This is a genomic window from Denitromonas iodatirespirans, from assembly GCF_018524365.1.
GTDB lineage: Bacteria > Pseudomonadota > Gammaproteobacteria > Burkholderiales > Rhodocyclaceae > Nitrogeniibacter > Nitrogeniibacter iodatirespirans.
The window spans coordinates 63732-75862 of the sequence record NZ_JAEKFT010000013.1; the positions used below are offsets into that span (position 1 = coordinate 63732).

Sequence of the window (12131 nt, forward strand, 5' to 3'; positions counted from 1 at the left end):
CAACTTGCCGACCGGGTATGCCGTAAAGCTTCTGACGACCGCGCACACTCGACGCCATGAAGATTGTCATCATCGACGACACCCCGCTCAACCTGACACTGATGCAGGCCTTGGTCGGAAAATTATCGGACTGCGAACCCGTGCCGTTCGTCGATCCGCTCGCCGGGCTCGCCTGGTGCCAGGCCAACGAACCCGATCTAGTGGTGGTCGATTACATGATGCCCGGGCTCGACGGCGTCGAATTCATCAGCCGCTTTCGTGCCACGCCCGGCCGCGACGACGTGCCGATCCTGATGGTCACCGCCGACCATGAACGCCAGACCCGCTACGACGCCCTGCAGGCCGGCGCCACCGACTTCCTCAACAAGCCGGTGGACCGCAACGAATTCCAACCCCGTGTTCACAACATGCTGGCGCTGCGCCGGGCCCACCTGGCCACCCGCGCCCGGGCCCGTTCGCTCGAAGCGGAGATCGCCGAAGCCACCGCCCAGATCCACGAGCGCGAACAGGAAACCGTCACCCGCCTGGCGCGCGCCGCCGAGTTCCGCGACCCGGAAACCGGTGCCCACATCCTGCGCATGGCCCATTACTCCGCCCTCATCTCGCGCCAGCAAGGGCTCGACGGCGAGTTCACCGATCGCCTCCTGCATGCCGCGCCGATGCATGACGTCGGCAAGCTCGGCATCCCCGACCACATCCTGATGAAGCCGGGCCGGCTGACGCCCGACGAGTTCGACCAGATGAAGCGCCACCCCCTGATCGGCCACGACATCCTCAAGGGCTCGACCTCGCCGGTCATCCAGATGGCCGCCGTCATCGCTCTGACCCATCACGAAAAGTTCGACGGCTCCGGCTATCCCCATGGCACCGCCGGCGACGCCATCCCCCTCGAAGGACGCATCGTGGCGGTCGCCGATGTGTTCGACGCCCTGACCTCGGCGCGCCCTTACAAACCCGCCTGGTCGCTCGACGATGCCGCCGCCCTGCTGCGCGAAGGCCGCGACCGGCATTTCGACGCCCGCTGCGTCGACGCCCTGTTCGCCCGCTGGACCGAGGTTCTCGACATCCGCCAGCGCTTCCAGGATGCTCACGCCACGCCCCTGTAGCCGCCCCTGACCGACATGGCGAAGAAGCCTGCTCCTCCCCTGCCCGCACCGTCGCCGGCCGATCTGCTCGACAATCTCGACGAGCTGGTATTCGAGACCGACGCGACGCTGCGCTGGACCTATCTCAACGCCGCCTGGCAACGCCTCACCGGTCAGCCCCCGGCGCAGGCCCTCGGCCGGCACGCACTCGCCCGCCTGCCGGCGCAGGCGCGCGCCGCCCTGCGCGAAGCACTGGCTCGCCAGGCCGGCACCGACGCAGCGATGGCCGAGCACACCGTGTCCTGCCCCTCGGCCGACGCCCAGCCCCGCCGCCTGCGTCTTCGCCTGCGGGCACGGCGGGCCGACGACGGCAGCGTGCTCGGCTGGGCAGGCACGGCGGCCGACGTCACCGCACAGAGCCACGCCGAACAGATGCTCGACGAGGCCCGGGCGCTGGCCCAGGCCGCCCACCAAACCAAGAGCGATTTCCTGGCCAACATGAGCCATGAGATCCGCACCCCGATGAACGCCATCATCGGCATGACCGACCTGGCCCTCGAAACCCGGCTCGACGGCGAGCAGCGCGAATACCTCACCTTGGTCAAGAACGCTGCTGACAACCTGCTCAGCCTGGTCAACGATCTGCTCGATTTCTCCCGTATCGAATCGGGCAAGCTGGACTTCGAACACATCGGCTTCGGCCTGCGCGACTGTGTCGCCCTGAGCCACCGCACGCTCCAGGATGCGGCCGAACGCCAAGGCCTGGCGCTCACCTACCATGTCGCACCGACGGTCCCCGACCATCTCGTCGGCGATCCGCACCGGCTGCGCCAGGTCCTGCTCAACCTCATCGGCAACGCGCTCAAATTCACCGAGCACGGCCATATCGCGGTCCATGTCGATCTGGCCGAAAGCCATCCGGACAGCGCCGTGCTGCAGTTTTCGGTCGAAGACTCGGGCATCGGCATTGCCGAAGACAAACAGCACCTGATCTTTCAAGCCTTCGCGCAGGCCGACACCTCCTCGACTCGGCGTTTCGGCGGCGCCGGCCTGGGCCTGGCCATCTGCGCACAGCTGGTCGGCCGCATGCACGGCCGGCTGTGGGTCGACAGCACCCCCGGCCACGGCAGCACCTTCCACTTCACCGCCCGCTTCGATCGCGACCGCACCCCCGCGCTACTGCTGCCGGCTGATGCCGATCTGAAAGCACTGCGCATCCTGGTGGTGGCCGGCAACGAGGCCAGCCGCAGTCACCTGACCGGCATGATCGAAAGCTGGCACATGCTGTGCGACAGTTGCGCCAGCGGCACCGAAGCCCTGGCCGGGCTCACCGGCGACGCCCCCGAGGTGGCCTATCACGCCATCGTCGCCGACACCGACCTGGGCGACATGAGCGCCTTCCGCTTCTTCGAAGCGCTCAACGCCCGGCCGGGCCAACACGCACCGGTACGGCTGATGACCGCCAACGCCGGCCAGCGCGGCGACGCCGCACGCTGCCGCAAGCTCGGCATCCAGGCCTACCTGAGCCGCCCGATCGAACCCTCCGACCTGCTCGATGCCATCCTGCTGGCTGTCGGTGCCGACGGCCTCGGCCCACTGATCACCCGTCACAGCCTGCGCGAGAAGCGCCGCCGCCTGAACGTCCTGCTGGCCGAAGACAACAAGGTCAACCAGATGCTCGCCCTGCGCCTGCTCGACAAGCTCGGCCATGCCACGCAGGTGGTGAGCAACGGCCGCGAAGCGCTGGCCGCCTGCGAGAACACGCATTTCGATGTGATCCTGATGGATGTCCAGATGCCGGAGATGGGCGGCTTCGAAGCCACCGCGCGGCTGCGCGAACGCGAGGCGGCCCGTGGTCACTACACCCCGGTGATCGCCATGACCGCCCACGCCATGCCCGGCGATCGCGAGCGTTGCCTGGCCGCCGGCATGGACGACGATGTCCCCAAACCGGTCCAGCCCACCGCCCTGGCCACGGCGCTGGCCGCAGTCACCCGCGGCCAGCCGCCCCTCCGGCCCACCGACATCGTCGCGACGACATTCGACAACCCGCTGGCGGTCTTCGACCGTGACGCCCTGCTGGCCAACCTGGGCGGCGACGAGACGTTGATGCAGGAGCTGGCCGGGCTCTACCTCAAGGACGAGGCCGGCCTGCGCCAGCACTTCGACAGCGCCCGCCAAAGCGGCGATCTGCAGGCCATCCATGCGGCCGTGCATGCGCTCAAGGGCGCCATCGCCAATTTCTCGGCCGATAGCGCGGTGGCCGCCGCCACGGCGCTGGAAGGCCTGTGCCGGGACGGCCAGGCCGAGGGGCTGGCGCCCGCGCTCAGCCACTTCGACACCGAGCTCGACCGCTTCGCCGAGGCCTTGCGCAGCGTCGCGGCCTGAAGCGGCGCGCGCTCAGTCGCGCTGGATCAACTCGATCTTGTAGCCGTCCGGATCTTCGACGAAGGCGATCACGGTGCTGCCGTGCTTCATCGGCCCGGCCTCGCGCACCACCTTGCCGCCGGCGGCCCGGATCGTGTCACAGGCCGCGTAGGCATCGGGCACGCCGAGGGCGATATGGCCGTAGCCGTTGCCCAGGTCGTAGCTGGCGGTGTCCCAGTTGTGGGTCAGCTCGATCACCGCGCCTTCGGACTCCGGCTGGTAGCCGACGAAGGCCAGCGTGAAGCGGCCTTCCGGGTAGTCCTTGCGGCGCAGCAGCTGCATGCCGAGCACGTCGGTGTAAAAGGCGATCGATCGGTCCAGGTCGCCGACCCGGAGCATGGTGTGCAACAGACGCATGGGAAGTGTCCTCTCTTCAGGGATGAGTCGGCGCCGCGTCGGCGTCGATGAATTCCGGCAGCGTGCGGCCCTGCTGCCGCAGCCGCGCCCGGCGGCCTGCCAGGTCGGGAATCACCTGCCCGACCAGCGCCCAGAAGCGCGGCGAATGATTCATATGAACACAGTGGGCCACTTCGTGAGCCACCACATAGTCGATGAGCTCGGCCGGCAGATGGATCAGCCGCCAGTGCAGGCGGATGCCGCGCGCCGAACAACTGCCCCAGCGGGTGCGCGCCTGGGTCAACCCCACCGGCGGCACTGACACCCCGATGCGCAGCGCGAACTCCGCCACCCGCCCCTCGAAATAGGCCAGCGCCCGCGCCTGCAGCGCCCGGCGCAGGCACTCGGCCGGCGACTGGCGCGCGGTACAGCGCAGTTGGAGGCCGGCCTCATCGCCACCGGCGGCGGCCAGCCAGCGCACCTCGGTGCGCCCGCGCGACAGTGCCAGCCTACACGGCACGCCCAAGACCGGAAACTGCAGCCCGTCGACCACCGCCAGGCGCACCGGCTGCGGCCGCTCGGCCAGCGCCGTGAGTTTGTCGATCACCCAGCGGTCATTGGCGCGCAAAAAGGCCTCGACCGCCGCATGCGGTGCACGCAGCGGCGCCGCCACCGACAGGCCGCGTCCATCGACGGTCAGCGCCAGGGTGCGCCGTGCCGAGCGGCGCAGGCGATAGCCGACCGGCCGGCCCTGCAACTCGATATGGTGCTCGCTGCGCAGCGCAGCGCTCACGGGACGGCCCGCCTGTCGCTGGCGCGACGGAGGGTCGGCTTTGCACAGCCGACCCGTTCCGCAGGCGCCGAGCAGTGCTCGGCGAAACCCCTGCTCCACCCTCCCCGCGGGAGGTGCGCGCGCCCTACGGGCGGCCGGGCGGGCGCGCTCATGCCTTGTCGTCCCAGCTGAAACCGCGCCGGGCCAGTTCGGCGGTGATCTCGGCCATCGCCAGGGTCACCCGCGGCACCGGCCCTTTCACGCCCAGCTCGAGGCTGTGGCGGCGCTCGCCTTCGGCGAAGGCCGGCAGGCTGAACAGGGTGAGGTCCGGATAGTCGGCCGTGATGCGCTCCATCAGGTCGATCAGCTGGCTCTCGTAGGCCTCCCACACCGTCACCGCCTGCTCCACGTAGTCTTCGGCATGGAAGAGGTGGGCGTAATGCGTGTCGAGCACCCAGGCCACCATCGGCCAGGCCATCACCGGAAAGCCCGGCACGAAATAATGATTGGCGATGCTGAAGCCGGGGATCTGGTTGTAGGGGTTGGGGATGATCGCGGCGCCTTCCGGATACACACCCATCTGCAGGCGGTGATCGTTGATCTGGTCGCCGAACCGGCCGCGGATGATGGCCTCGGCCTCGGGGTGTAGCGCCAGCGGCAGGTCCAGCGCTGCGGCGGCGGCCTGGCGGGTGTGGTCGTCGGGCGTGGCACCGATGCCGCCGAAGCTGAACACCACGTCGCCGGCAGCCAGCGTCTCTTGCAGCGTCTTGACCAGGAAGGGGCGCGAATCGGTCACATAGCGCACCCACGAGAGCTTGAGCCCACGCTCGCCGAGCAGCTCGATGAGCTTGGCCAGATGCTTGTCCTGACGGCGACCGGAGAGAATCTCGTCACCGATGATGATGGCGCCAAAGCCCATGAAGACTCCTTAACGGGGAACGGTATCGGCGATCACCCAGCCACGCCCTGCCCGGTCGCGGCGCAGGGCTTCGAGCAGGTAGTGGACGAAGGCCAGGCCGCAGAACGCGGGGGCGAAGAGGTTGACGACGGGGATGTAGGCCAGCAGCGCGCAGCCCATGCCGAGGCCGAGCAGCGAGGCCCGATGCTCGCGGCGCAGGCGCGGCATCTCCTCGCGGTCGCCATGGAGCATCAGCGCGTCATAGCCGAAGGCCTTCTGGTTGAGCCAGGCGGTGAGCAGGATCGAGGCCACCAGACCGACGCCGGGGATCAGCCAGAAGGGCAGCGACAGCACGATGCCGACGATGAACACCGCCACCGCGGCCACCGCGTTGAGCGCGCTGCCGGTGTTGGAGCCGCCACGGCGCATTTCCAGGTCGCCGTAGCGCACCTTGGCCACCTTTTCGAGCATCAGCGGCAAGGCCACCACCGCCACCAGCAGCGCGGCGGTGACGTAGATCACCGGCAGAAAGAGAATCGCCAGCGCGATCTTGACCAGCACCAGCACCGCCGCGGCGCCGAGTTCGGAGCTGTCGAGCCGGGCGGCCACCCAGTCCCAGCGGCCGATCCAGTCCATCACGCCGGCCACCATCGGGTCCCATAGCACGATGCCCAGCACCATCCACACCACCATCGCCAGCAGCGTCGGCCACACCAGATGCCACAACACGCCGCGCTCGGTGAGGCTTTTCACCGCACGGGCGTATGCCAGAAATATGTCCTTCATACCTGCCTGTCGTTCGAAAACACGAAGGCAATTGTAGCGCCGCCACAGAATCGGTGACGCCCGTCGCAGCGGCTCAGCGCGGCCGCGCCTCCCAGATCTTCGACAGGCGCTTGACCGACACCGGCATCGGCGTCTTCAACTCCTGGGCAAACAGCCCGACGCGCAACTCCTCGAGCAACCAGCGAAAGTCGGCGAGGAAGGGGTCGTCCTGGCCGGCACGCAGGCTGTCGATACGGGCGCGCTCGTACGGGCGGGCCAGCGACTGCCAGTCGCGCATGAGGGCGGTGTCGCGCTCGGGCGCGTTGCGCAGCTTGTCGATGCGCACCACGGCGGCCTTGAGGTAGCGCGGGAAATGCGCCAGCCGCTCGTAGGGCACCTCGACCGCGAAGCGTTTGACCAGCAGCGCATCGACCTGGGCACGGATGTCCTCCACCACCTCGGGGAAGGTCTTCAACCCGCCCAGGCGCTTGTCGAGCGTGGCGCGCTCGACCAGGATCTGGTCCACCAGGCGCAGCAGCTCCTGGGCGATCAGCGTCATGCGCGGCTTGGCGGCCTGGGCGCGCTCGGCGAAGCGCTCGGCATCGGTGGGCAAGGGCTCGGCCAGGCAGGTGCGCGCCACGGTGGCGGCGATGAGCTGGTCCTGCAGTTCGGCCTCGGTGCCGAAGGCGATGAAGCGCAGCGCCACCTCGCGCAAGCCGGGCAGGCGGCGGATGGCCTTGACCTGGTCCTTGAGCGTCAGGCTGAACAGGCGCACCAGGCCCTCGCGATGCACCTTGGCCGCCTCCTCGGGCGTGTCGTAGGGGCGCAGCGACACGCTGTCGCCGTCGTCGTGCAGGGCCGGGAAGCCGATCACCTCGCGCCCGGCCACCTTCAATTCGAGCAACTCGGGCAGCGGGCCGAAGGACCACTCGGTGAGCCCGGAGAGCGCGCCGGCCGGCACGCTGTCGGGCGTCGCGCTGTTCGTTGCGCTCACTTCCTCGGCCGCCGCCGGCAGGTCGGCCGGCTTGACCCGTGCCGCCTCGAAGGCGGCGGCGATCTGCCCGTGGAAGCGCCCGCGCAGCTCGGCCAGGTTGCGCGACTGCGCCAGCACCCGGCCGTGCGGGTCGAGCACGCGGAAGTTCATGAAGCAATGCGGGTTGAGGTTCTCGGGCCGGAAGGATTCCATCGGCAGCTTGAGGCTCACCCGCGTCTCGACGAACTGCTGCAGCGCCTTGAGCAGCGGCGTGTCGCTGCCCCACTCGCCGGCCTCGACCGCGGCCAGGAAGGCCTGCACGCTCTCGGCCATCGGCTGCAGCCGATGGCGATGCTTCTGCGGCACGGTGCGCAGCAGCGCATGCACCTTCTCTTCGAGCAGGCCGGGCACCAGCCATTCGCAGCGCGCGGCCGGCACCTGGTTGAGCATGGCCACCGGCACGGTCAGGGTCACGCCGTCATCGGCCTCGCCGGGGGCGTGCACATAGTCGAGCTTGAGACGCTGGCCAAACACGCTCAGATGCGGCGGGAAGCGGTCGGTGGTGATGCCCTCGGCCTCGTGGCGCATGAGCTGGTCGCGGTCCAGATGCAGCAGCTTGGGCGTGGCTTTTTCCGCCGTCTTGCGCCAGCGCTCGAAGCTGGCCAGATCGACCACCTCCTCGGGCAGATGGGCATCGTAGAAGGCTTCGATCAGCGCGTCGTCGACCAGCACATCGGGCCGGCGCGACTTGTGTTCGAGCCGCTCGATCTCCTTGATGAGGCGCAGGTTGTGCTTGAGGAAGGGCATGTGGCGCGCCGCCGCCTCGTCGATACTCCCCTGCACCAGGCCTTCGCGGATGAACAATTCGCGGCACAGGGCCGGGTCGGTGTCGCGGTAACCCACCGGCCGGCGCCCGTACAACACCACGCCATGCAAGGTGCCGCGCTCCCAGGCGCGCACGCTGCCGGCCGACTTGGACCAGTGCGGCTCATAGACCTGGCGCTTGATCAGGTGCGCGCCGACTTCTTCGAGCCACTCCGGCTCGATGCGCGCGATGCAGCGCCCGAACAGGCGGCTGGTGTCGATCAGCTCGGCGCAGACGATCCACTTGCCGGCCTTGCGCGACAAGCTGGAGCCCGGGTGCGGCCAGAACTTGATGCCGCGCGCGCCGTGGTAGCCGCCGGCCTGCGGGCCGCGGGCGCCCTGCTCCTCTTCCACCTTGCAGCCCAGATGGCCGAGCAGGCCGGTGAGCAGCGCCTTGTGGATCGCGTCGTAGTGCGCGGCCACGGTGTTTTCCTTCCAGCCATGTTCGGCGCACAGGGTGTGCAGCTGGGCATGGATGTCGCGCCATTCGCGCATCCTGAGCGGCGACAGGAAGTGCTCCTTGCACCACTGGCGCTGCTTGTTGCTCGACTGGTGGCGGATCACCTCGTCATAGGCTTTCCACAGATTCCAGTACCACAGGAATTCCGACTTCTCATCCTGCTCGCCGCCGCGGAACAGCGCATGGCGCTGGTCGGCCGTGCCGGCCTGGGCCTGCGGCCGGTCGCGCGGATCCTGCACCGACAGCGCGGCGGCGATCACCAACACCTCGGTGAGGCAGCCGTGATCGCGCGCGGCGAGGATCATGCGCCCGATCTTGGGGTCGATGGGCAGGCGCGACAGCTCGCGGCCGAGCGCGGTGAGGCGTTGCTGCTCATCGACCGCGCCCAGCTCGCCGAGCAGCTGGTAGCCGTCGGCGATCATCTTCGGCGGCGGCGCATCGAGGAAGGGGAAGTCTTCCACCGCGCCCAGGCCGAGCGCCTTCATGCGCAGGATCACCGCCGCCAGCGAGGCGCGCAGGATCTCCGGATCGGTGTGGTCGGGCCGTTGGTTGAAGTCGTCTTCGTCGTAGAGCCTGAAGCAGATGCCGTCCGACACCCGGCCGCAGCGCCCGGCGCGCTGGCGCGCTGCGCTCTGGGCGATCTTCTCGATCTGCAGCTGCTCGACCTTGTTGCGCGCCGAGTAGCGCTTGACCCGCGCCAGCCCGGTGTCGACCACATAGCGGATGCCCGGCACGGTGAGCGAGGTTTCGGCCACGTTGGTGGCCAGCACCACGCGACGGCCGGTCGAGCGCCCGAACACCCGCGACTGCTCCTGCGCCGACTGGCGCGCGAACAACGGCAGGATCTCGGTGCCGGCGGCATGGTGCGCCTTGCGCAGCGCCTCGGCCGCCTCGCGGATCTCGCGCTCGCCGGGCAGAAACACCAGCACGTCGCCGGGGCCTTCGCGCTGGGCTTCGTCGACCGCGTCCACCAGGCCGTCCCAGGCGTCGGCGCCGCGGCGGCTGGATTTGTCCTCGTCCTCCGGCGGGCGGTAGCGCATCTCGATCGGGAACAGCCGGCCGGAGACTTCGATCACCGGCGCCGGCTTGCCGGCCGCGTCAGCGAAATGGCGGGCGAAGCGCTCGGCGTCGAGCGTGGCCGAGGTGACGATGATCTTGAGATCGGGCCGCTTGGGTAGCAGATTGCGCAGGTAGCCGAGCAGGAAGTCGATGTTCAGGCTGCGCTCGTGCGCCTCGTCGATGATCAGCGTGTCGTAGGCGTTCAGGTACGGGTCGCCCTGCGTCTCGGCGAGCAGGATGCCGTCGGTCATCAGCTTGATGTGGCTGGTCGGCCCGAGCCGGTCGGTGAAGCGGATCTTGTAGCCCACCGCCTGGCCGAGCGGGCTGCCCAGCTCTTCGGCGATGCGCTCGGCGGTGCTGCGCGCGGCGATGCGGCGCGGCTGGGTGTGGCCGATCAACCCGCCCACGCCGCGGCCGAGTTCGAGGCAGATCTTGGGCAGCTGGGTGGTCTTGCCCGAACCGGTCTCGCCGCCGACGATGACCACCTGATGCTTCCGGATGGCCTCGGCGATGGTCTCGCGCCGCGCGCTGACCGGCAGCGCCTCGGGAAAGCTCGGGCGCGGCAGCGCCGCGGCACGCGCAGCGAAGGTGTCGATCGAGCGCAGCAAGCGGCCGCGCACGGCCTCGGGCAGGGCGTCGAGCGTGCGCGGGCGCGGCTTGATACGCCCCAGCTCGCGGCGCAGGCGATGGCGGTCGGCCAGCATGCACTGGTCGATCAGGGCAAAGGGATCGGCCGGGGCGGTCGCGCCCCGCGTCTCGACCTCGCTCATCTCAGGCCTGCAACCACTGGAAGGTCACGATCCCCAGCCCGGTCATCAGCAGCGAGCCGATCAGGTGGAGCCCCGCCGTGGCCAGCGCCCAGCCGTATTGCCCGGCGCCGATCATCGTCACCACCTCGGCCGAGAAGGTCGAGAAGGTGGTGAGCGCACCGAGAAAGCCGGTGATCAGGAACCAGCGCACTTCCGGCGGCAGCGCGGGTTGATGGGCGAAAAAGGCCAGCGCCACGCCGATCAGGTAGCCGCCGAGCAGGTTGGCCGCCAGCGTGCCCAACGGCAGCTGGAGGAACAGCGGGTTGAGGCGCACCCCGAGCCACCAGCGAATCCAGGCTCCCAGGGCCGCCCCGACCCCGACAGCAAGGAATCCGGTGGGATTCATGGGATGCACGCACGGGTCGGATCAGATGCGCGCATTCTACCGTGTCGGACCGGCAGGTCGCGCTGTAAGCTTTCGCGGTCGGCACGGGTCTGGTCACTCAGGAGGAAGACATCGATGTTGCTTTCCCTGGGAAAACGCCGCGCCTTCGACCAGGTGGTCCGCGCCTACAGCAGCGATCTGTTCCGCTTTGCCTACTGGCTATGCGGCGACCGCTTCGTGGCCGAGGATGTGGTGCAGGAAGCCTTTGCCCGCGCCTGGCAGCGCTGGGATCAACTGCGCGACAAGGCCGCGCCCAAGCCCTGGCTGCTGACCATCGTGCGCCGCGAGCATGCGCGGCTGTACGAGCGCAAGCGCTTCGACTATGCCGACGAGGCGCCGGAGGATCTGGCCATTGCCGCCGACCACGATCCGCTGGCGATGTTCGAACTGGAGCAGGTGATCGGCAATCTGCCGCTGAGCCTGCGCGAGCCCTTTCTGCTACAGACGCTGGGCGGTTTCAGCTGTGCCGAGATCGCCGAACAACTCGACACCACCGAAGGCGCGATCATGGTGCGCCTGACACGCGCCCGCCAGGCCCTGCGCGGCCTGATGGGCGAGACGGACCGACCGCGCAAGCGAGGCACGCAATGAGCGACCCCACTTCCTACACCTGCCTGGACTTTCGCCGCGAGAAGCTGGCCGATCCGCGCCGGCTGTCGCCAGCGGCGCACAGCCACCTGCAGGACTGCCCGGTATGCCGTGCCTTCGCGCGGCGCATCGACGCCGGCGAGGCGCAGGTCGAACAGGTGCTGGCCGTCACCGTGCCGGAAGGCCTGAGCGACCGGGTGCTGTTGCGGGTCCATCAGCACCGGCTGCGCCCGTGGCGGGCCATGGCGCTGGCGGCCACGGTGCTGCTCAGTTTCGGCATCGGCTTTTTGCAGTGGCAGCCGCGGGCGACGCCCGACTACGCACGCTTCGCCATTGAGCATGTGCTGCACGAGCCGCAGGCGCTCGCCGGCCACCGCCTCGCCGACCCGAGCCAGTTCCGCTTCGTGCTGGCCAATTTCGGCGGCCGTATGCACCGCTCGGTCGGCAAGGTGCGCTACATGAAGCTGTGCCCGGTGCCCGGCGGAACCGGCTGGCACATCGTGCTCGACACCGAATACGGCCCCGCCACCTTGCTGCTGATTCCGGGCAAGGACGTGAGCCGGCCGACCGGCACGGTCGAGATGAAGGGCTATGCGGCGCGCGCCCTGCCGGGCGGCCAGGGCTACTACGCGATCATCACCGAGTCGCCGCAGGCGCTCGACGCGGTCAGCCACATGCTGGCCGAGCGTATCAGCTGGCAGACCTGAGCG

The 12131-nt window shown here is 69.1% G+C and carries 10 protein-coding genes; 4 read left to right on the top strand and 6 right to left on the bottom strand.

Annotated elements, in window-relative coordinates; all coding sequences use genetic code 11:
* Positions 1 to 56 precede the first annotated feature (56 nt).
* The gene (locus I8J34_RS12840; protein WP_214361840.1) at positions 57 to 1106 is read left to right on the top strand and encodes an HD domain-containing phosphohydrolase; all 1050 of its coding nucleotides are present in this window, start codon (positions 57 to 59) and stop codon (positions 1104 to 1106) included.
* A gap of 15 nt (positions 1107 to 1121) precedes the next feature.
* Positions 1122 to 3473: a response regulator gene (locus I8J34_RS12845; RefSeq protein ID WP_214361842.1), complete on the top strand. Its 2352-nt coding sequence runs from the start codon at positions 1122 to 1124 to the stop codon at positions 3471 to 3473.
* A gap of 12 nt (positions 3474 to 3485) precedes the next feature.
* On the opposite strand, the gene gloA is transcribed toward I8J34_RS12845, so the two are convergent.
* The 6 genes from gloA to crcB form a co-directional block, all read right to left on the bottom strand.
* Positions 3486 to 3869, bottom strand: coding sequence for a lactoylglutathione lyase (gene gloA, locus I8J34_RS12850; RefSeq protein ID WP_214361844.1), 384 nt, complete (start codon positions 3867 to 3869; stop codon positions 3486 to 3488).
* Between the two features lie 16 nt (positions 3870 to 3885).
* The gene (locus tag I8J34_RS12855) at positions 3886 to 4641 is read right to left on the bottom strand and encodes a M48 family metallopeptidase (protein ID WP_214361845.1); all 756 of its coding nucleotides are present in this window, start codon (positions 4639 to 4641) and stop codon (positions 3886 to 3888) included.
* A gap of 148 nt (positions 4642 to 4789) precedes the next feature.
* Complete coding sequence (locus I8J34_RS12860; protein ID WP_214361846.1) at positions 4790 to 5539, bottom strand: competence/damage-inducible protein A; 750 nt, start codon at positions 5537 to 5539, stop codon at positions 4790 to 4792.
* 9 nt (positions 5540 to 5548) lie between these two features.
* Entirely contained in the window at positions 5549 to 6304 is a 756-nt protein-coding gene (locus I8J34_RS12865; RefSeq protein ID WP_214361848.1) for an EI24 domain-containing protein, read from the bottom strand.
* 73 nt (positions 6305 to 6377) lie between these two features.
* Positions 6378 to 10409 carry an ATP-dependent RNA helicase HrpA gene (gene hrpA, locus I8J34_RS12870; protein ID WP_214361850.1) on the bottom strand — a complete coding sequence of 1344 codons (4032 nt, stop codon included), beginning with the start codon at positions 10407 to 10409 and terminating at the stop codon, positions 6378 to 6380.
* 1 nt (position 10410) lies between these two features.
* A complete protein-coding gene (gene crcB, locus I8J34_RS12875) occupies positions 10411 to 10794 on the bottom strand; it encodes a fluoride efflux transporter CrcB (protein ID WP_214361851.1) in 384 nt (127 codons plus the stop codon).
* 114 nt (positions 10795 to 10908) lie between these two features.
* Between crcB and I8J34_RS12880 the strand changes: the two genes are divergently transcribed.
* Positions 10909 to 11424, top strand: coding sequence for a sigma-70 family RNA polymerase sigma factor (locus I8J34_RS12880; protein WP_214361853.1), 516 nt, complete (start codon positions 10909 to 10911; stop codon positions 11422 to 11424).
* Positions 11421 to 12128, top strand: a complete 708-nt coding sequence (locus tag I8J34_RS12885) for a DUF3379 family protein (protein ID WP_214361854.1) — start codon at positions 11421 to 11423, stop codon at positions 12126 to 12128. Before I8J34_RS12880 ends, I8J34_RS12885 begins: the two co-directional genes overlap by 4 nt.
* Positions 12129 to 12131: the final 3 nt, after the last annotated feature.

What these genes read in the sequence shown, in the direction of transcription:
- I8J34_RS12845 (WP_214361842.1), top strand. Translation starts at nt 1,122, where the DNA reads ATGGCGAAGAAGCCTGCTCCTCCCCTGCCCGCACCGTCGCCGGCCGAT.
- crcB (WP_214361851.1), bottom strand. Translation starts at nt 10,794, where the DNA reads ATGAATCCCACCGGATTCCTTGCTGTCGGGGTCGGGGCGGCCCTGGGA.
- gloA (WP_214361844.1), bottom strand. Translation starts at nt 3,869, where the DNA reads ATGCGTCTGTTGCACACCATGCTCCGGGTCGGCGACCTGGACCGATCG.
- I8J34_RS12880 (WP_214361853.1), top strand. Translation starts at nt 10,909, where the DNA reads ATGTTGCTTTCCCTGGGAAAACGCCGCGCCTTCGACCAGGTGGTCCGC.
- I8J34_RS12885 (WP_214361854.1), top strand. Translation starts at nt 11,421, where the DNA reads ATGAGCGACCCCACTTCCTACACCTGCCTGGACTTTCGCCGCGAGAAG.
- I8J34_RS12860 (WP_214361846.1), bottom strand. Translation starts at nt 5,539, where the DNA reads ATGGGCTTTGGCGCCATCATCATCGGTGACGAGATTCTCTCCGGTCGC.
- I8J34_RS12840 (WP_214361840.1), top strand. Translation starts at nt 57, where the DNA reads ATGAAGATTGTCATCATCGACGACACCCCGCTCAACCTGACACTGATG.
- I8J34_RS12865 (WP_214361848.1), bottom strand. Translation starts at nt 6,304, where the DNA reads ATGAAGGACATATTTCTGGCATACGCCCGTGCGGTGAAAAGCCTCACC.
- hrpA (WP_214361850.1), bottom strand. Translation starts at nt 10,409, where the DNA reads ATGAGCGAGGTCGAGACGCGGGGCGCGACCGCCCCGGCCGATCCCTTT.